Source organism: Limibacillus sp. MBR-115, assembly GCF_040549425.1.
Lineage (GTDB): Bacteria > Pseudomonadota > Alphaproteobacteria > Kiloniellales > CECT-8803 > Limibacillus > Limibacillus halophilus.
Map to the genome: position 1 here is coordinate 310,735 of NZ_JBEPTJ010000003.1, position 17,740 is coordinate 328,474.

General features: G+C 58.6%; 19 protein-coding genes. 8 read left to right on the forward strand and 11 right to left on the reverse strand.

Annotated elements, in window-relative coordinates:
• The first annotated feature begins 22 nt into the window (after window positions 1-22).
• Entirely contained in the window at window positions 23-688 is a 666-nt protein-coding gene (aat, locus tag ABIE63_RS08230) for a leucyl/phenylalanyl-tRNA--protein transferase (RefSeq protein ID WP_246377549.1), read from the forward strand.
• Here aat and ABIE63_RS08235 read toward each other — a convergent pair.
• Genes ABIE63_RS08235 through ABIE63_RS08255 form a run of 5 tightly spaced genes read right to left on the reverse strand, consistent with a single transcriptional unit; the run spans window position 619 to window position 3,018 of the window.
• Window positions 619-1,059: a DUF2155 domain-containing protein gene (locus tag ABIE63_RS08235; RefSeq protein WP_183415876.1), complete on the reverse strand. Its 441-nt coding sequence runs from the start codon at window positions 1,057-1,059 to the stop codon at window positions 619-621. The genes aat and ABIE63_RS08235 overlap by 70 nt on opposite strands.
• A 10-nt stretch (window positions 1,060-1,069) precedes the next feature.
• Window positions 1,070-1,306: a hypothetical protein gene (locus ABIE63_RS08240; protein WP_354503956.1), complete on the reverse strand. Its 237-nt coding sequence runs from the start codon at window positions 1,304-1,306 to the stop codon at window positions 1,070-1,072.
• 47 nt (window positions 1,307-1,353) lie between these two features.
• The gene (locus ABIE63_RS08245) at window positions 1,354-2,118 is read right to left on the reverse strand and encodes a methyltransferase domain-containing protein (protein WP_354503957.1); all 765 of its coding nucleotides are present in this window, start codon (window positions 2,116-2,118) and stop codon (window positions 1,354-1,356) included.
• Window positions 2,118-2,582 carry an outer membrane lipid asymmetry maintenance protein MlaD gene (locus ABIE63_RS08250; RefSeq protein ID WP_354503958.1) on the reverse strand — a complete coding sequence of 155 codons (465 nt, stop codon included), beginning with the start codon at window positions 2,580-2,582 and terminating at the stop codon, window positions 2,118-2,120. The genes ABIE63_RS08245 and ABIE63_RS08250 overlap by 1 nt, the downstream gene beginning before the upstream one ends.
• A 58-nt stretch (window positions 2,583-2,640) precedes the next feature.
• Window positions 2,641-3,018 (reverse strand): NADH:ubiquinone oxidoreductase subunit NDUFA12, encoded by a 378-nt coding sequence (locus ABIE63_RS08255; RefSeq protein ID WP_183415880.1) that lies wholly within the window; start codon window positions 3,016-3,018, stop codon window positions 2,641-2,643.
• Between the two features lie 192 nt (window positions 3,019-3,210).
• On the opposite strand from ABIE63_RS08255, the gene ABIE63_RS08260 reads away from it, so the two are divergent.
• On the forward strand, window positions 3,211-4,242 hold the full coding sequence (locus ABIE63_RS08260; RefSeq protein WP_354503959.1) for a DUF6352 family protein: 1,032 nt from the start codon (window positions 3,211-3,213) through the stop codon (window positions 4,240-4,242).
• Window positions 4,239-5,165, forward strand: coding sequence for a DMT family transporter (locus tag ABIE63_RS08265; RefSeq protein ID WP_354503960.1), 927 nt, complete (start codon window positions 4,239-4,241; stop codon window positions 5,163-5,165). Before ABIE63_RS08260 ends, ABIE63_RS08265 begins: the two co-directional genes overlap by 4 nt.
• Before the next feature lie 16 nt (window positions 5,166-5,181).
• Here ABIE63_RS08265 and ABIE63_RS08270 read toward each other — a convergent pair whose 3' ends face one another.
• A complete protein-coding gene (locus tag ABIE63_RS08270; protein ID WP_354503961.1) occupies window positions 5,182-6,387 on the reverse strand; it encodes a M24 family metallopeptidase in 1,206 nt (401 codons plus the stop codon).
• Between the two features lie 114 nt (window positions 6,388-6,501).
• Between ABIE63_RS08270 and ABIE63_RS08275 the strand changes: the two genes are divergently transcribed.
• The 3 genes from ABIE63_RS08275 (at window position 6,502) to ABIE63_RS08285 (ending at window position 12,183) form a co-directional block, all read left to right on the forward strand.
• Window positions 6,502-7,401, forward strand: coding sequence for a LysR family transcriptional regulator (locus ABIE63_RS08275; RefSeq protein ID WP_354503962.1), 900 nt, complete (start codon window positions 6,502-6,504; stop codon window positions 7,399-7,401).
• 282 nt (window positions 7,402-7,683) lie between these two features.
• Entirely contained in the window at window positions 7,684-11,430 is a 3,747-nt protein-coding gene (locus ABIE63_RS08280) for a vitamin B12-dependent ribonucleotide reductase (RefSeq protein WP_354503964.1), read from the forward strand.
• A 285-nt stretch (window positions 11,431-11,715) separates the two neighbouring features.
• On the forward strand, window positions 11,716-12,183 hold the full coding sequence (locus ABIE63_RS08285; RefSeq protein WP_183415886.1) for a RidA family protein: 468 nt from the start codon (window positions 11,716-11,718) through the stop codon (window positions 12,181-12,183).
• 16 nt (window positions 12,184-12,199) lie between these two features.
• On the opposite strand, the gene mltG is transcribed toward ABIE63_RS08285, so the two are convergent.
• The 5 genes from mltG to fabD form a co-directional block, all read right to left on the reverse strand.
• Window positions 12,200-13,183 (reverse strand): endolytic transglycosylase MltG, encoded by a 984-nt coding sequence (gene mltG / locus ABIE63_RS08290; protein WP_354503965.1) that lies wholly within the window; start codon window positions 13,181-13,183, stop codon window positions 12,200-12,202.
• 14 nt (window positions 13,184-13,197) lie between these two features.
• Window positions 13,198-14,460: a beta-ketoacyl-ACP synthase II gene (fabF, locus tag ABIE63_RS08295; protein WP_183415888.1), complete on the reverse strand. Its 1,263-nt coding sequence runs from the start codon at window positions 14,458-14,460 to the stop codon at window positions 13,198-13,200.
• Between the two features lie 68 nt (window positions 14,461-14,528).
• Window positions 14,529-14,765 (reverse strand): acyl carrier protein, encoded by a 237-nt coding sequence (locus tag ABIE63_RS08300; protein ID WP_183415889.1) that lies wholly within the window; start codon window positions 14,763-14,765, stop codon window positions 14,529-14,531.
• Between the two features lie 173 nt (window positions 14,766-14,938).
• Window positions 14,939-15,676: a 3-oxoacyl-[acyl-carrier-protein] reductase gene (fabG, locus tag ABIE63_RS08305; RefSeq protein WP_354503966.1), complete on the reverse strand. Its 738-nt coding sequence runs from the start codon at window positions 15,674-15,676 to the stop codon at window positions 14,939-14,941.
• Window positions 15,677-15,753: 77 nt separating this feature from the next.
• Window positions 15,754-16,695 (reverse strand): ACP S-malonyltransferase, encoded by a 942-nt coding sequence (gene fabD, locus ABIE63_RS08310; protein ID WP_354503967.1) that lies wholly within the window; start codon window positions 16,693-16,695, stop codon window positions 15,754-15,756.
• A gap of 346 nt (window positions 16,696-17,041) precedes the next feature.
• Between fabD and rpsF the strand changes: the two genes are divergently transcribed.
• Window positions 17,042-17,467 carry a 30S ribosomal protein S6 gene (rpsF, locus tag ABIE63_RS08315; RefSeq protein ID WP_183415892.1) on the forward strand — a complete coding sequence of 142 codons (426 nt, stop codon included), beginning with the start codon at window positions 17,042-17,044 and terminating at the stop codon, window positions 17,465-17,467.
• On the forward strand, window positions 17,464-17,724 hold the full coding sequence (gene rpsR, locus ABIE63_RS08320; RefSeq protein WP_183415893.1) for a 30S ribosomal protein S18: 261 nt from the start codon (window positions 17,464-17,466) through the stop codon (window positions 17,722-17,724). Before rpsF ends, rpsR begins: the two co-directional genes overlap by 4 nt.
• The last annotated feature ends 16 nt before the right edge of the window (window positions 17,725-17,740 follow it).

The following is a 17,740-nucleotide window of genomic DNA, read 5'->3' on the forward strand; positions in this document are numbered from 1 at the left end:
CCCGCGAGGAGTGCACGGCTGATTGAGTGATCGCAAGCCGATTCCCCTCACCCCGGAGCTTCTTCTCCGGGCCTATGCCATCGGTATCTTCCCGATGGCCGAGAGCCGTTTTGCCACGGACCTTCATTGGGTCGAGCCTACGCGTCGCGGCATATTGCCGTTGGACAGCTTTCATATCCCACACAAACTGAAAAAACTGGTTCGCAAGGATCATTTCGAAGTGACCTGCGACCTGAGCTTCGTCGACGTGATCGACGGTTGCGCCGAAGGCAGCGACGATCGGCGCGATACCTGGATCAATGAAACCATCCGCGCGCTCTACATCGAGCTTCACGCCATGGGCCACGCCCACTCTATCGAATGCTGGCACGAAGGTTGTTTGGCGGGCGGTTTGTATGGCGTGGCGTTAGGTGGCGCATTCTTCGGCGAGAGCATGTTCAGTCGGGAAAGCGGGGCCAGTAAGGTTGCGCTGGTGCATCTCGTCGCACGGCTGCGTCTGGGCGGCTACAAGCTGTTGGATACGCAGTTCGTGACATCCCATCTTCGCCAATTCGGGGCCAAGGAGATCTCGCGGGAAGCTTATCGCAGCCAGTTGTCAAAGGTTGTTGGACTGCCGGTTCAGTTCCCGGTGGAACTGCCTTCAACGGCACTGGAGGATTTCTTGCAATCCAGCAACCAGACGTCATAGACCGGGTGCTCCAACGCATTGAGCGCCGGTGAAGAGGCAAACATCCATCCGGTAAATATGCGTTCGCCGGCAGCGTCGGCCCGATCATCGTCGATTTCCAGAAAGGCTGTGCTTTCGGGGGTTTCCGTGGGCGGCGTCTTGCGACAGGTCCTAACGACAACCTTGAGGCTGCCAAAAGTGACTTCCTCGCCCAACGCCACTTCCATGGTCGATATACGGGCCGTCACTTTGTCCAGGCCTTGCAGAACCGCGTAATTGCCGGTGATCGTAAAGTCTTTGGCCGTAAGGGCCAGAGCCGGACTGTACGGCGCGGCGGCGGCCACTAAGCCTGCAAGCGATAGCAAAGCTGTTGTTGTGCGGCCAAGGCGCATGAAGCGGCTCCTACTCACTTTTGTAAGGATTCTGCAGCGACTGCACCAAACGCAACAGGACGTCTCTGACCTGATGCTCGTCGCAGCCCATCAGAATTGCATCTTCCAGCGCGTCCTGCGCCATCTCACTGATTTCGGTGAGGTTTTCGTTCAAGACCTTGATCTTTTCGCGGCAAGACAAAGGTTGGCCGTCCGGCTGCAGCCACACCGGGATCGAAAAGCTATCCTGTTGCTTATCACCACTCATGACGCATCACTTATGCTGGGGCCCCTTGGGTCGCAAGCAATAATCGCTCACCTCAACTCCGCTTTGAAGCGCAGTCGGACATAATCGGCGGTCCAGTTCCCGTCCGCATCGCAAAGTTGCGGTCGCAAGGCTTCGACCACCTCGGCGATGTATGCTGGCTGCTCCGCATCCGGCAGCAATCGAATAAAGTTCTCGCCGAAGGTTTCCAACCAAGCGCTCAGATCGCCTGGGAGCGGTGTGGGCCGTGGAATCAGCTCGATATAGCTAACCTTGAACCCATGACTCTGCAGCTTGTCCAAATACTCCTGTGGTTGCGGAAAGTACCAGGGATTGGCTGATTCCCCATCAAAGTTGCGCCGATCAAGTGCCGCCACCAGCGCGTCTTTGATGGTCTTGACGTTATCACCGCCGCCCATTTCTCCTACAAATCGCCCGCCGGGCTTCAGTGCGCGGGCGACCCCATCAAGAACTGCATCTGGATCAAGCATCCAGTGAAGGGCGGCGTTCGTGAAGACTGCATCGAACTCGGACTGAAAGGCAAGCTCCTGGCCGTTCACAACCCGTGCGTCCAGCCCCCTGGCCTTTGCCGCGGCAATTTGGTCCGTGCTGGCATCGACAGCCACAACATCCAAGCCGCATTCAACCAGTTTCTCCGTCAGCGCTCCGTCGCCGCAGCCCAGGTCTAGAACGCGCTCCCCGGCCTTGGGTACCAGCAGTTCGATCAACGGCTCGCCGAGTTTGGCGACAAAGCCGGCATTCCGGATGTAGCGTGCGGGATCCCAGTGTTGCGTCTGCCCATTCTTAGCCGGCATTACTGGGTTCCTTCGGCCGCCGCGTCGCTGAGGCTGAAAATAAAGCGCCCTAACATATCGACCACGTTGACAGAGCCTTGCGTGAACTCAATACGTTCACCGGGCTTGAGAGTTTCCTCGGCGCCGCCCGGCTCGATCTCGATATAGATGTTCCCCAACAAGCCATCGGGTACGATCCGCGCCGAGCTGTCCTGGGGCAAATTGATCCCCGGGATAATCGACAGATCGACACGCGCCATGAAGGTCTCGGTATCAACGCGTTGTCCTGTGACGCTTCCTACCTTCAATCCCGCAACCCGTACATCCGTACCGACGCTAACCCCCGAGGCGTTGTCGAAAGTTGCCCAAAGGGACGATCCCCCTGTCGTAGTGACCTGGGTTGCGTTGAAGGCAAAAATGAGAAACCCGCCGGCAACCAACAGAACCAGGCCGCCGATAATAGTTTCCAGTACGCTCCGGCTCATGCGCTCACTTCCTCATTCTTGGCGTTCGTTCCTGCAATCATCTTCAAGGTCGAGGCCCTTACTCCGGTTTCCAGGCCTCATAATCGCCGCCGGTCGCGGCCCGCTGACCGCCTTTAAGCGTATGTCCTGGCGGGCGATAGGCTAAATCTGTTCCGGTTAGATTCGGCAAATGCTCTTTCTCCCACGGCTTGCGAGACGGGGCGGTATGCGTGGGCGCCTGATCGATCGTGTGATGAAGCCATGCATGCCAATCGGGCGGTACTTTGCTCGCTTCGGCCTTGCCGTTGTAGATCACCCAGCGGCGCTCCCGGCGCAAAGAACCGACGTCCAGCTTCTTCGCACCGCGCTCGCGGTAATAGATATTGCCAAATTCGTCACGGCCAACCTCTTCACCCTTGCGGCGCGTGAAAAACCAGGTGCCAAAGTCAAAGAACATGGAGCTCGTCTCTTTTCCTGCCTCGGATCAAAGCATATGCGCGGGCGGACTATTGCACCTGATCGTCGCTCCGTCCAGCCCGACCGACCGTTTGGTGCGCCTGCGGCATTGCAATCGCTGGACAGCACCACAGACCAACCCCTATAGCTTTGTCGGTGAACAGCTATTTGGCAAGCCGGGGTTGAGAAGCACATGACGGATTTCTGGCGGGATTGCGGCTTTGTACTGCTTGAACGGGAAGAAAACGGATTCTTGCGTGTAACGGACGACTTCCTGCGCGCTTATTTCAAGCGTCCGGAGATCCGCCCGGTCGAAGAGTCCTGCGCCGCCGAGCGGAAGCTGCACGACGCCTTGCTGCGCAACCCACGCCAAGCTGTATCCGACAAGCAGCTGACGGAACTGGCCGACCCGGACGCGCGGGAGAATTACCAGATTGTACTGGCCTTCCGCGACCGGCTGGTTGCGGCAGGCACCGTCGAGGGTTGCTATCTAAATCTTTTCCGCGACGCCAGCGGGTCGGCTGAGGGAATCCCTGTTCCGCCACTCTTTGTTGATCAAATGACCCATGTGATCCTACGCAACATCCTAGACGGCGTCGCTGATCCCCTGCGGGCACGCGCCGGCGAGTTCTTTTTCCGCCCCCAGAAAGTCACCATCAACGACGGGCACATCATGGCCGCCGACGAGGAGATCGTCGAAATGTACGCCAGCAGCGGCGGGTTTGGGTCACTTGGGCAGTTGCTGGTTGAAGCCCAAACCCCTTTGCGGACCATTGACCTAGATGTTCTGACGGTCGAGAACGCCGAGATGTACTGGCTGCGCGATCAGAAGTACGACACCGTGCTCAACCTTAACTTTTCAGGCGACGGCCTAGATGCCCTTTGCCGGGTCCTGGAATCTTGGGTGCAGCATTTCCTTGATGTTGCCGTTTCCATCCAACCTGTTCAGCAAATTACGGACGAACGCTGGGTCTGGCATATCGGTTTGGAGCAAGAAGGCACGCGATTGCTCAATGATCTCTACCAAGGCGTGGACGTTGGCGAAGCCCGCTTGGCCCGCTTGCTGTCCCTGTTTCGGTTGGACTTCGCCGACCCTCAAGAGATGCGGCCCGATATCGCCGGGCGTCCGGTCTACCTTGCCTTATCCATCAACGAACAGGGCATTGTCCGTTTGAAGCCGCAAAATCTGCTGGTCAATCTCCCCCTTGCCGCCAAGGCGTCATGACGATCACCAATCCCAACTCGGGACACCCGCCAAATCTGGCGACCCGGCTGGATGGCAGAGTCTGGGCCTTAATCGCTGCTTCCTCGTTGGGTCTGAATACCACGTTGGCGAGTCTTGCCTATGGGCTGGGCGCAACACCACTGCTGATCGCAGCGGTCCGCGCGCTGGTCGCGGCCTGCATCCTGGGCCTCTGGCTGCGTTCTCGGGGCATGCCCGCCTTTCACCCTAGGGACTGGAAGGCTTTGTTTGTCGCAACATTGGCCACGACCGGCGTTTCAGTCGGCTACCTGGGTTCGGTTTTCTTCATACCGGTTTCCCTAGCAGCGATCATTTTCTACACCTTCCCGCTCGTGGTGGCGGGCGCAAATGCGCTCATCGAACGGCGGGTGCCGACAGCAGGCGAGAGTGGTCTTTTCTTGCTGGCTTTCGCGGGTTTGGTCCTGGCGATCGGCCCCTCGTTCCAGTCCCTGGATTGGCGCGGCATAGCTCTGGCTGGCCTTGCCAGCACCTCCTCAGCCACGCTCTTCATTGTCGCGGCGCGCAGATTGGGACACCTCAACGATCTGGCCGTGTCGTTTCAGATCAACCTTTTCGGGGGCGGCGTAGTCGCGCTTGGCGCTTTGGCCTTGTTTCCAAGCATGCTGGTCCTACCCGGCAATGTCGCCGGTGTCGCTTTGATCGGCGCGATTTGCCTTGCCTATCTAGTGGGCGTCACAACACTCTTTACCGCCGTGAAGCAAGCTGGCCCCGCCAAAACTGCTCTTTTTTTCAACATCGAGCCGCTGGTCTCCATTGCGTTGGCGTTCCTGTTACTGGGCGAGCGTTTTTCCGGTCCGCAGCTGCTTGGAGGTGCTTGCGTCATCACGGCTTTAATGCTGGGCAGCTTGCAACGGGCCCATCGGCCCTTGCCGCCCACAGCCTGACGCCCACAGCAAGCATCTATGCCTTGATGATGTTGTGTTCAGGACCGTAGGGAAATCCGGTAATGTTTTCGGCGCCGTCGTGGCCCAGCACCAATATGTCGTGCTCCCGATATCCGCCGGCGCCGGGTTGTCCTTCCGGAATCATGATCATCGGTTCCATGGAAACCACCATCCCCGGTTCCAAGATCGTTTCCACATCCTCGCGTAGTTCCAGACCGGCTTCCCGTCCGTAATAATGCGATAGGACACCGAAGGAGTGGCCGTAACCAAAGGTTCGGTTCGCAAGCAAGCCGTAGCGCGCATAGATTTCGTTGAGCTCGGCCGCGATATCGCAGCAACGCGCGCCGGGTTTGATGAGTGTCAAGCCGCGCTCGTGCACCTCAACATTGATGGCCCAGGTTCTTAGGTGCGCATCGCTTGCGTGCTCCAGGAACAAAGTGCGTTCCAACGCGGTATAGTAGCCCGCGATCATAGGGAAGCAGTTGAGCGACAGAATGTCCCCCTTCTGTACCCGGCGACTCGTCACTGGATTGTGGGCGCCATCGGTATTGATGCCGGATTGGAACCAGGTCCAGGTATCCATAAGCTCGGCGTCGGGATAGGTTTCGGCGATCGCCCGCACCATGGTTTGGGTCGAATGCAGGGCAATCTCGTATTCCGGCACGCCTTCCGACAGAGCCTCCACGCAGGCCGCGCCACCCAGGTCGGCGATCCGTGCGCCGTTACGTATTACCGTGATTTCCTCGGGCGACTTGATCATCCGCTGCCGCATGACGGCCGACGATAGGTCTTTTATCGGCGAGCTTGGAAAGGCTTCCTGCAATCTGCCATAGGTTTCTAGACTGAGGTGGTCGAATTCGACACCAATTCTCGCGTCGGCGGGAACGAGCCTCTGGAGCGCTTTGAAGTAGTTGTCGCGATCCCAATCGGTATAGACGACGTTCTCGCCTACCGTTCGGCGCCCGGGCTGTCCGCCGTCAATGTTCGCCGAAACGCTCGTAATCTGCTCCTGGGTCACAACCAATGCGTAGCGCCGCCCGAAGCTGCAATAGAGGAAATCGCTGTAATAATCGATGCAGTGGATCGATGTGAGTACCGCAGCGTCAACCCCAAGGTCAGCCATGATCAGGCGCAACCCCTTCACGCGCCGTTTCATTTCCTTGGAAGAAAAGGTCGGCGTCACTCTCCGACCATTCTTTATCTGCTTCATGGATTCGAGCATTGCGGCATTTCCCTTAACTGAAACGAATGTGGACCGTTCCTTTGATGAGGGTGTGTAGAGCATTTCTTAAATCAAATAAATTTTGTTATACTTTCCATTCTATAAATTTTATTAATGTATAGCATGTTACTACCGCTTGATCTCCTACACAGCTTTCTGACGGTCATAACAGTTGGCTCTATGAGCCGGGCCTGTCGATCGCTGGGACGAACACAGGCCGCTGTATCCTTGCAGATACAACGCCTTGAGGACTTGTCGGGCGGAAAGCTGATAGAGCGTCGGACACGTCCTTTGCAGACCACGCCCCGCGGTGAACTGGTCTTGCAACATGCGCGCGACATGCTGGAAATGAACGCTGCTTTTGTGGCCCGTCTTAAGGATGACGAGGTGTCCGGTAGTTTGCGGGTCGGAATTCCCAACGACTTCGCCACACGTTTCCTGCCTCGCGTTCTGGCGGCCTTTGTCAGATCGCATCCGGGAATCTCTCTCGAGGTCGAGTCGGACATCAGCGATCGCTTGAGCGCGCGCTTCTCGGACGGCGAACTCGACCTTGTTCTAGCAATCCGCGGCCAGCACGGTTGGGACAGGCCATCCCGCGTATGGCACGACCCGCTAGTTTGGATCGGCCAAAGGGCGGCGATAGCGAAAAAGGCAAGGAGCCACCGGCCGCAGTCCCCCCTCTCCCTTGTTACCTATCCTGAAGGCTGCGGCTATCGCCGGCGCATGCTGACGGCCCTGGAGCGAAATGAAATCGCACATCGAATCGCATATACCAGTCTTGATCTTAGCGGCCTGTCGGTTGCGGTCGAAAATGGCTTAGGCATCACTGCCCTCGCGAAGCATACCCTACCGACACCCCTGAAATCCCTGATCCTGACTGACTCACCTTTACCGCCGCTCGAGCAGGTGGAAATCGGGCTTCTCTGCAAAGAGGAAAGCCTTTCACCGCGCGCCCTCAACACGCTACGAGACAGTTTTATCGAAGCCATGGATTCACGCCTTTTCCAGACATAGTGCCACCCGTCTGGACTGCCGATGAGATCTCGTTTCTACCGCTAATCACCAGTAAACAGGGGTGTCAATCAGCCCTGTGGGGTTGAGCAATTTTTCCGAATAACTTAGTGACACCAACTGTATATTGTGGTTTCATTTAGTTTCGACACTAGGGAATGTGATTAAACTCTTCTCGTTCCCTAGCAAGGCGACCGGGGGGCGCCGTCCTGGCCTCATTTTCATGTCGGTGCCGCCCTCCTGTTGCGCAGGGCAAAAACACGTAAAACCAAAGGAGCGTCAGGTATGCGTATCGCGCGTCGATTCACCGAAGCGGGCAAGGACGTTTACGAGGACATCGAGTTCCGCTCGACGACCAGCGAGATACGCAATCCCGATGGGTCCGTCGTCTTCGTACAGAATGATTTAGAGGTGCCCGCAAGCTGGAGTCAGGTCGCAGCCGACATCCTGGCACAGAAGTATTTTCGCAAGCGTGGTATTCCGGCGAAATTGCGGCGCATCGAGGAGAACGATGTCCCAAGCTGGCTGTGGCGCTCGGTTCCGGATGACAAGGCGCTTAAGGCGCTGCCTGAGGACCAAGCCAGCATTGGCGAGACCTCTGCGCGCCAGGTATTCGATCGCCTCGCCGGCACCTGGACCTACTGGGGTTGGAAGGGCGGTTACTTCGATCAGGAAGAAGACGCTCAGACCTATTTCGATGAAATGCGATACATGCTGGCGACGCAAATGGCGGCGCCGAACAGCCCGCAATGGTTCAACACGGGTCTCCATTGGGCCTATGGCATTGATGGCCCAGGTCAGGGGCATTTCTACGTCGATTACCAAAGCGGCAAACTGGTGCGCTCACAGTCCGCCTACGAACACCCGCAACCGCACGCCTGCTTCATTCAGTCCGTTGACGACAGTCTGGTCAATGAGAACGGCATCATGGACCTGTGGGTACGGGAAGCACGGCTCTTCAAATACGGATCGGGCACGGGCACGAACTTTTCGCGCATCCGCGCCGATGGAGAGAGCCTGTCGGGTGGCGGCCGTTCTTCCGGCTTGATGTCCTTCCTTAAGATTGGCGACCGGGCCGCCGGCGCCATCAAATCCGGTGGAACCACGCGCCGTGCCGCGAAGATGGTGACTGTCGATCTCGATCACCCAGACATCGAAGCCTACGTTAATTGGAAGGTGATCGAAGAGCAGAAAGTCGCAGCTCTGGTAGCCGGCTCGAAGCTTTGCGACAAGCACCTGAATGCCATCATTCAGGCCTGCCATCAGAGCAAGGACGCCCTGGGGGACAAGGCTTTTGAGCCGATGAAGAATCCAGCGCTCAAAGCCGCTATCAAAGCCGCACGCGCGGTAATGATCTCCGAGAACTACATCGGTCGCGTCATCCAGTTCGCCCGCCAGGGTTACACCGCTATCGATTTCAGGACCTACGATACCGACTGGGACAGCGAAGCCTATCTGACGGTATCCGGCCAGAACTCGAACAACTCGGTCCGCGTGCCGAACGCATTTTTGGAATGCGTCAGGGAAGATGGTGAATGGGAGCTCACCTCCCGCACCGACGGCAGTGTCGTCAAGACGGTAAAAGCAAGGGAACTTTGGGATCAGATCGCGGGGGCCGCCTGGGCCTGCGCCGATCCCGGCGTGCAGTTTGATACCACCATCAACGAGTGGCATACCTGCCCGGCCGGTGGACGTATCAACGCTTCCAACCCTTGCTCTGAGTATATGTTCCTCGACGATACGGCCTGCAATCTGGCCTCGATGAATCTGATGACCTTCCGGCGCGCGGACGGGTCCTTCGACATCGGCTCCTATGAGCATGCCACACGGCTTTGGACCATCGCGCTCGAAATTTCCGTGTTGATGGCACAGTTTCCATCCAGCGAGATAGCCCAGCGCTCCTACGATTACAGGACCCTTGGCCTGGGCTACGCGAATCTCGGCGGACTTTTGATGGCCATGGGCCTGTCCTACGACAGCGACGAGGGCCGGGCAGTCTGCGCGACCCTGACGGCGATCATGACCGGAACCAGCTATGCCACCTCCGCAGAAATGGCTGGTGAACTGGGGACCTTCCCGCGCTTCGAGGAAAACCGAGATGCCATGCTGCGGGTCATCCGCAACCATCGCAACGCGGCCTACGGGAAAGCCGATGGTTATGAAGACTTGTCGGTGCCGCCCGTGCCGATTCGCGCCGTGGACTGCCCCGACCCGCGCATGATTGAAGCAGCCGAGGCGGCTTGGGATCTGGCGCTGGAATTGGGTGAGCGCTACGGCTATCGAAATGCGCAAACAACGGTGATCGCACCGACCGGAACCATCGGGCTGGTCATGGATTGCGACACGACTGGGATCGAACCGGACTTCGCGCTGGTTAAGTTCAAGAAGCTGGCCGGCGGTGGTTACTTCAAGATCATCAACCGCACCGTTCCGCAGGCGCTGCGCACGCTCGGTTACGATGAGGATCAGATTGAAACCATGATCCGCTACGCGGTCGGTTTCGGAACGCTCGACGGCGCTCCCGGAATTGACCACAAAGCCCTGAAAGAAAAGGGCTTCTCCCAAGCCGCTGTGGAAGCGGTGGAGGACGCTCTCGCGAGCGCCTTCGATATCAAGTTCACCTTCAACAAATGGACCCTGGGGGCCGATTTTTGCACCAAAGAACTGGGCTTCACGGAAGCACAGCTAAACGATCCCACGTTCGATATGTTGCAAGAACTCGGATTCACGCGGAAGGAAATCGACGCCGCGAACCTGCATGTCTGTGGCGCAATGACCCTGGAAGGCGCGCCGCATCTGAAGGACGAGCATCTGACCGTGTTCGATTGTGCCAACCCCTGCGGGCGAATCGGCAAGCGCTCCTTGTCGGTCGAAAGCCACATTCGCATGATGGCGGCCGCTCAACCTTTCATTTCCGGCGCGATTTCCAAGACCATCAACATGCCCAACAGCGCGACGGTCGAGGATTGCCGAGAGGCTTACGAGCTTTCCTGGAAACTGGCGATCAAAGCGAACGCCCTCTACCGGGATGGCTCAAAACTCAGTCAGCCGCTGGCGGCGAGCCTCTTGAGCGACGAGGAAGAGGACAACAGCGATGAAGTCGTTGAAAGGCTGATTGCCGCTTCCCGCACGGAACAAACCGAAGTGATCGCGGAACGCATCATAGAGCGCATCGTTCATCGGTCTGCCGAACGCCGACGTTTGCCGCAACGACGCAAGGGTTATACCCAAAAAGCGATCGTCGGCGGTCACAAGGTCTATCTGCGAACTGGTGAGTACGAGGATGGACAGGCCGGTGAAATCTTCATCGACATGCACAAGGAAGGTGCCGCTTTCCGCAGTTTGATGAACAATTTTGCAATTGCGATTTCCATAGGACTTCAGTACGGCGTACCGCTCGAGGAGTTCGTGGAAGCCTATACGTTCACACGCTTCGAACCATCGGGCATGGTGGAGGGGAACGACGCCATCAAGATGGCCAGTTCGGTACTCGACTACATTTTCAGGGAACTGGCGATTTCCTACCTGGGCCGCAAGGATTTGGCTCACGTGGAACCCGCCGATATCACACCCGATTCGATCGGGACGGGCGAAGGTCAGGCAGCGCTTCCCGCCGTCGAGCAGGAAGCCTTGACGGAAACCATGCGTCGCGTCGCCTCGACTGGCTACGTGCGCAACAATCTCGTCGTCTTTTCGGGAGGCGGTGGCAACGCGAATGGGTCCGGAGGCGGTCAGACAACGACCGCGTCGGGGACGGTTGCCAGCGCTAGCCCGACTGTGACGCCGAAAGCCTCTGCAAGCGCCGCAGGCGCTCTGCAGGGCCTCAACGGTGGCAATGGCTCCGCCAACCACGCCATCGCCGTTGAGGACACCGTGGTCGAGAGTGTCGACCTCCATCTCGAACGTGTGCGCGAGGCGCGCATGAAGGGATACGAGGGTGACGCTTGCGGTGACTGCGGTAACTTTACGCTGGTACGCAACGGGACCTGCATGAAGTGCGTGACCTGTGGCTCTACCAGCGGCTGCTCGTGACGGGGGATACCCCTTCTTAGGAGCCACTCGCCTTTGACGGCGGTTGCCCAGACCGCCACCGGCTCCGTCCCTCGACCCTGAGTTCTCCCTGTGACTGGGGGGCGGCATACGGCGGAGTCCGCCCCTCTCTTTTCCAAGGAGGGGGACCGGCACTGCAAGGCCTGGGACCTTGCCGCTCGGCATGGCTGACTTGTCGCGACAGGGCTAGTCTGACGGCAAGCCAAGCGCTAAGGTCCGGCCTTTAGACATCAAAGCGCACACCGCCGATAAGGGAGAACCACCATCATGGCCGGGAAGATCGAAGCACGCCTCAAGGAACTTGGACTGGAACTGCCCAAAGCAGCCGCCCCTGCTGCCAACTACGTGCCATACGTGGTCAGTGGCAATCTGGTTTTCATTGCCGGGCAAATTACCCTGTGGAATGGCGAACTGAAGTTCCTCGGTAAGGTCGGTCAGGATTTCACTGTCGATGAAGGCAAGGAAGCCGCAAAGCTCTGCGCCCTTAACATCATCGCTCAGCTCCGCGAAGCCGCGGGCGGCGATCTGGACCGCGTAAAGCGCATTGTGCGCCTTGGCGCTTTCGTCAACTCGACACCCGACTTCACCCAACAGCCGGAAGTTATCAATGGCGCGTCCGATCTGATCGTCGCTGTGTTCGGCGAATCAGGCAAGCATGCCCGCGCGGCCGTTTCTGCCGGCGCTTTGCCGCGCAACGTGGCCGTCGAGATTGAGGCGGTCGCCGAGTTGAGCTAAGGCCAGAACCGGCCGATCAGTTTGACTGTTGCTGTCGGAGCCGCCGCAATTTCTGGACATTGCGGTTGTGCTCCGCCAGCGTCTTCGTGAAGGCATGGCCGCCTTGGCCGTCCGCAACGAAATAGAGATACCCACTTTCAGCGGGCCTCAAGACGGCTTCCAACGACGCGCGTCCCGGATTTGCAATCGGACCCGGTGGCAACCCGGTATTTTGGTATGTGTTGTAGGGGTCATCGACCTTCCAATCCTGGCGGGTCAACGCACGCCCCAGCGGCGCTTTGCCTTTGGTCAGCGCAAAAATGACCGTAGGGTCCGATTGCAGCGGCATGCCCTTGGCTAAGCGATTGTAAAAAACCGAAGCAACCAGCGGACGCTCACCGCCAACGCCGGTTTCCTTCTCCACGATCGATGCCAGAATTACGGCTTCCTCGGGGTTTTTGAGCGGCAAGCCCTCGGCACGTTGAGGCCAAAGTTCCGCCAACGCCGCTTGCAAACTCTCCTGCATGCGGCCAACCAGTTCGCCCCGGGAATCACCCCGCTGGTAATGATAGGTTTCCGGTAGCAGGCTTCCTTCGGGAAGCGCCTCCGGCGCGTTTCCGGTCAAGGCATCGGCAGCAGCAACAAGGTCCATGATCTCCCGTGACGTCAATCCCTCCGGCACGGTTAAACGACGCACCAGGGTTCGCCCCGAAGAAAGAATTTCCATGATCTGACGCGCTGATGCCCTGGCCGGGATCAGGAACTCGCCGGCTTGCAGGGACCGCGCCTGGTTTTCCAGGCGGACGCCTAGGCGAAAAATGATCGGATCCTTGAGCAGCCCGGCGTCTTTGAGGCGGGCGGCTATCGCGGAAACACCACTGCCGGGATCCACGACGAGGATCTGTTCCTGGTCAAGCGGCCCCGGCGCATCAAACTGTATTTCCAGCCATTTGTAGCCGATACCCAGGCCCAAGATCGCCAGAACCGCCAGGGTTACGACGGTTCGGATCAGCCAGCCCATGGCGGTCCTTCCGTTCAGTCGACCTTGGATAAGACGAGCGATGCGTTCGTGCCGCCAAATCCAAAGGAATTTGAAAGGGCATAGCGCACTTTCCGTTCCTTGGCCTTGTGCGCCACGAGATCGATATCGCAGCCGTCGCTCGGATCGTCGAGATTAAGCGTCGGCGGCACGATGCCCTCATTGATCGCCAAAATGGAGAAGATCGCTTCCACGGCACCCGCCGCTCCCAACAGATGCCCGATGGCGGACTTCGTCGAGGACATGGAAAGTTTATAGGCGTGATCCCCGAACAGCCGCTTGACCGCGCCCAGCTCGATTTCGTCGCCCAATGGCGTGGAGGTGCCATGCGCGTTGATGTAGTCAATGTCGCTCGCGTTGATCCCCGCACGTTTCAACGCCGCTTGCATCGCGCGGAAACCGCCGCTCCCGTCTTCCGCCGGCGCGGTAATGTGATGGGCATCGCCCGACATTCCGTAACCAATCACTTCAGCATAGATGGTCGCGCCACGTTTCTTGGCGTGCTCCAGCTCTTCAAGCACCACAACGCCGGAGCCCTCGCCCATGACAAACCCATCGCGCTGCTTATCCCAGGGCCTTGATGCCCGTTCGGGGGTGTCGTTGAAATGGGACGACAACGCTCGCGCCGCCGAGAACCCTGCGTAACCAAGACGGCAAACAGCCGCCTCGGCGCCGCCGGCTACCATAACATCCGCATCATCCAGCATGATCATGCGCGACGCGTCGCCAATAGCGTGGGCACCCGTAGAACAGGCCGTCACCACTGCGTGGTTAGGCCCCTTGAAACCGTATCTAATGGAGACCTGACCAGACGCTAGATTGATCAGAGCCGCCGGGATGAAAAACGGGCTCACGCGACGCGGGCCTCTTTCAGCCAGCATGGTTGCCCCATTGGCAATCCACTCCAGGCCACCGATGCCCGATCCGATCAAGACGCCAGTGCGCTCCTGACCCTCATCGTCCGTCGGCTTCCAACCGGAATCCTCAACAGCTTGCTGAGCCGCGGCCATCGCATAGATGATGAACTGGTCGACCTTGCGCTGATCTTTGGGCTCCATGAAATCATCGGGATTGAATAGGCCGTCGGCCGTTTCACCCCGAGGAATCTGACCGCCGATGCGCGACGGCAAATCCGAAACATCAAAACCCTCGATCGCGTTGATGCCGGATTTACCGGCGATCAACCGCTCCCATACGGCCCGGGTCCCCACGCCAAGCGGCGTGACGAGACCCAGCCCTGTGATGACGACACGTCTCATGTCTGTCAGATGCTCTGCCTGATCGCCTCTATCGGCGGCGACCTCCAGAAGCCCTTGCGGGCTTCAGGTCAGGCGTTTTCCTTGATGAAGTCGATCGCGTCCTTGACGGTCACGATCTTCTCGGCGGCATCATCGGGAATCTCACAACCGAACTCTTCCTCAAACGCCATGACGAGTTCGACGGTATCGAGGCTGTCGGCGCCCAGATCGTCGATGAAGCTGGCATTCTCGGTCACCTTCTCTTCTTCCGCACCCAGGTGCTCGATAACGATCTTTTTGACGCGATCGGCGATATCATTGCTCATAAGCTTATCCATCCTCGTTGAAAGACACGTAATTCCGTACGTTCCTTGGGCTCCGGTACGGTGGCCCCTTACTCATCAAAGACCCCGAAGCATCGATTGCGCTGGCCTCTTAACACAAGTGAAAATCATATTCTAGCGTTCCTGGGCGCGAATCGTGTTCGGAGTCTCGCTATTCAAATCATGGCCATTCCGCCGTTCACGTGCAACGTTTGGCCGGTAACATAGGCGGCTTCATCGCTTGCCAGGTACAATACAGCCGCTGCTATATCCTCAGAATCACCCAGGCGACCCATTGGAATCACCTGCAAAATGCGTTCTTTTTGCTGGTCGTTCAACACATCGGTCATCGCCGTAGTGATCATTCCCGGTGCGACGCAGTTCAGCGTGATACCACGGCTTGCAACTTCCTGAGCCAAGGATTTGGTCATGCCGATCATCCCTGCCTTGGATGCCGCGTAGTTCGCTTGGCCAGGATTACCAGTGACGCCGACCACCGATGTTATGCCGATGATCCGACCGCTGCGGCGGCGCATCATTCCTTTCAATGCCGCCCGGGTAAGACGAAAGGCAGCCGTTAGATTGACATCCAGTACGGTCTGCCAATCCTCGTCTTTCATTCGCATGGCCAGTCCGTCACGTGTCAGGCCGGCATTGTTGACCAGAATATCGAGCGGCCCCAAGGCCTCCTCGCAACGCCCAATCAGGCCTTCGGTGGCAGCCGGGTCGGAAAGATCGCAGGGAAGAACCGCGGCGCGATCGCCAAGCGTCGATTTCAACGCTTCAAGCGGCTCCACGCGTGTGCCGGTCAATGCCACGCTCGCACCCTGAGCATACAATGCTTTGGCAATCGCGCCGCCAAGTCCGCCCGACGCGCCCGTCACCAGGGCCACCTTGCCGCTCAAATCGAACATATCCCGATCCTTTCAATGTCTTTTGCTAGCTACCCGGAGGTAATATCCCGGGTGCCCCGTTCAATTCGGAGCCTTCATCACAAGCTCTTGAGGAGCCCGTCAATCTCGTCTGGCGTTCCGGCCGCATCGGCCTGTATCTCGCGGTCGATACGTTTGATCAAACCACTCAGGACCTTGCCGTTGCCCAATTCGACACAACGCTCGATTTCCAATACCTTCATGGCCTCCACGCTCTCGCGCCAACGCACCATGCCCGTCACCTGCTCCACCAGCAAACGCCGGATGGTTTGCGGCTCGAACACCGGCGCTGCGGTGACGTTTGCAATCACTGGAAGGCTGGGCGGTTGAATTGCCACCGCCTCCAAAGCCTCGGCCATAGCTTCTGCCGCCGGCTCCATCAGGCGACAGTGAAACGGCGCGGATACCGGCAAGGCCAGAGCCCGCTTTGCCCCTCTTTCCTTGGCCAGAACAATGGCCCGCTCGACGGCTGCGGTATGCCCGGAAATAACGACCTGACCCGGCGCGTTATCGTTCGCGGCCTGACAGACCTCGCCTTCCGCAGCTTCCGCAGCCACTGCCACGACCTCCTCGAACGAAAGGCCGAGAATAGCGGCCATAGCGCCCTCACCAAGAGCGACGGCCTGCTGCATCGCCTGGCCGCGTTTTTTAAGGAGCCGTGCCGTGTCCGCAAGAGTAAAGGCGCCTGCTGCCGCCAGCGCGGAATACTCACCCAACGAATGTCCGGCTACGAACTGGGCGCGTTCGGACAACGCAAAATTGCCTTCGGATTCAAGAACACGGACGACCGCCAGACTACAGACCATGATCGCCGGTTGGGCATTCTCGGTTAGCGTCAGGTCATTTTCCGGGCCCTCGAACATCAACTTAGTGAGATTTTGGGATAGTGCGTCGTCGACTTCTTCAAACACCAGGCGAGCCGCCGGAAAAGTCTCGTACATCGCCTGACCCATGCCAATCGCTTGGGACCCCTGTCCCGGAAATACAAATGCCCGCGCCATGTTTCCTCCCTCAATTCGCAGCGTTATACCAGCCTATCAAGGCAAGCCGGTCACTGCTTTTTTGCAACGCCCCACAACAACCCGACTTCAACAGATTCCCCCGCGACAAGGCCGCTAGTGATAGCGTCGCCTAACAGGCTGTCAAGCAGGGCCACTCTCTGCAAGGCTTTTCCCTTGCAAGCACGCGGCTTTTCGCTATAGTCCGCGGCCTCGCAAGCTCCTCGCCGGGTCGTTGCGAACCTCGAACAGCGGCTCTGCCGTCGACGAGGGAAAGATTCGGCTAGGGGCGGGTCAGCCACAAGGTTGGTGGCGCCGCTCCACAAAACAGCCATGGGGAGTAACATCGATGGCACTGTACGAATGCGTATTCATCGCGCGCCAGGATGTGTCGACCGGACAGGTCGATTCACTGGGCGATGAATTTACCAAAATTATCGAAGACAACGGCGGCAAGATTTCCAAGCGTGAGTACTGGGGTCTGCGCAGCCTGTCCTTCAAGATCAAAAAGAACCGCAAGGGCCACTATGTGCTCTTTAATCTCGACGCTCCTTCTGAAGCGGTGCTCGAGATGGAGCGCAACATGCGCCTGAACGAGGACGTCCTGCGTCACATGACCGTGCGCGTGGAAGAACTCGAAGAGGGCCCGTCGGCCATGATGCAGCAGAAGGATCGCCGGGATGATCGCCGGGGCGGCGGACGCCGTTTCGACCGTGACGACCGAGGCGGTCGTGACCGTGACGGCGACCAGCGCCGTGAAGGAGGCCAGGAATGAGCACCATCCGTGTTGTCAGCAGTGGCGGCGCCGTGCGTCGTCCGTTCTTCCGCCGCCGCAAGTCCTGTCCTTTCTCCGGCCCGAGCGCGCCGAAGATCGACTACAAGGACATCAAGCTGCTGGGTCGTTTCGTGTCCGAACGCGGCAAGATCGTTCCCAGCCGCATCACTGCGGTCTCCGCAAAGAAGCAGCGTGAACTGGCACGCGCGATCAAGCGCGCCCGGTTCCTGTCGCTTCTGCCCTACGTGACCAAGTAACGGAAGGGAGCAAGCA

What these genes read in the sequence shown, in the direction of transcription:
- ABIE63_RS08235 (WP_183415876.1), bottom strand. Translation starts at nt 1,059, where the DNA reads ATGCGCCTTGGCCGCACAACAACAGCTTTGCTATCGCTTGCAGGCTTA.
- ABIE63_RS08240 (WP_354503956.1), bottom strand. Translation starts at nt 1,306, where the DNA reads ATGAGTGGTGATAAGCAACAGGATAGCTTTTCGATCCCGGTGTGGCTG.
- ABIE63_RS08245 (WP_354503957.1), bottom strand. Translation starts at nt 2,118, where the DNA reads ATGCCGGCTAAGAATGGGCAGACGCAACACTGGGATCCCGCACGCTAC.
- ABIE63_RS08250 (WP_354503958.1), bottom strand. Translation starts at nt 2,582, where the DNA reads ATGAGCCGGAGCGTACTGGAAACTATTATCGGCGGCCTGGTTCTGTTG.
- ABIE63_RS08255 (WP_183415880.1), bottom strand. Translation starts at nt 3,018, where the DNA reads ATGTTCTTTGACTTTGGCACCTGGTTTTTCACGCGCCGCAAGGGTGAA.
- ABIE63_RS08260 (WP_354503959.1), top strand. Translation starts at nt 3,211, where the DNA reads ATGACGGATTTCTGGCGGGATTGCGGCTTTGTACTGCTTGAACGGGAA.
- ABIE63_RS08265 (WP_354503960.1), top strand. Translation starts at nt 4,239, where the DNA reads ATGACGATCACCAATCCCAACTCGGGACACCCGCCAAATCTGGCGACC.
- ABIE63_RS08270 (WP_354503961.1), bottom strand. Translation starts at nt 6,387, where the DNA reads ATGCTCGAATCCATGAAGCAGATAAAGAATGGTCGGAGAGTGACGCCG.
- ABIE63_RS08275 (WP_354503962.1), top strand. Translation starts at nt 6,502, where the DNA reads ATGTATAGCATGTTACTACCGCTTGATCTCCTACACAGCTTTCTGACG.
- ABIE63_RS08280 (WP_354503964.1), top strand. Translation starts at nt 7,684, where the DNA reads ATGCGTATCGCGCGTCGATTCACCGAAGCGGGCAAGGACGTTTACGAG.
- ABIE63_RS08285 (WP_183415886.1), top strand. Translation starts at nt 11,716, where the DNA reads ATGGCCGGGAAGATCGAAGCACGCCTCAAGGAACTTGGACTGGAACTG.
- mltG (WP_354503965.1), bottom strand. Translation starts at nt 13,183, where the DNA reads ATGGGCTGGCTGATCCGAACCGTCGTAACCCTGGCGGTTCTGGCGATC.
- fabF (WP_183415888.1), bottom strand. Translation starts at nt 14,460, where the DNA reads ATGAGACGTGTCGTCATCACAGGGCTGGGTCTCGTCACGCCGCTTGGC.
- ABIE63_RS08300 (WP_183415889.1), bottom strand. Translation starts at nt 14,765, where the DNA reads ATGAGCAATGATATCGCCGATCGCGTCAAAAAGATCGTTATCGAGCAC.
- fabG (WP_354503966.1), bottom strand. Translation starts at nt 15,676, where the DNA reads ATGTTCGATTTGAGCGGCAAGGTGGCCCTGGTGACGGGCGCGTCGGGC.
- fabD (WP_354503967.1), bottom strand. Translation starts at nt 16,695, where the DNA reads ATGGCGCGGGCATTTGTATTTCCGGGACAGGGGTCCCAAGCGATTGGC.
- rpsF (WP_183415892.1), top strand. Translation starts at nt 17,042, where the DNA reads ATGGCACTGTACGAATGCGTATTCATCGCGCGCCAGGATGTGTCGACC.
- rpsR (WP_183415893.1), top strand. Translation starts at nt 17,464, where the DNA reads ATGAGCACCATCCGTGTTGTCAGCAGTGGCGGCGCCGTGCGTCGTCCG.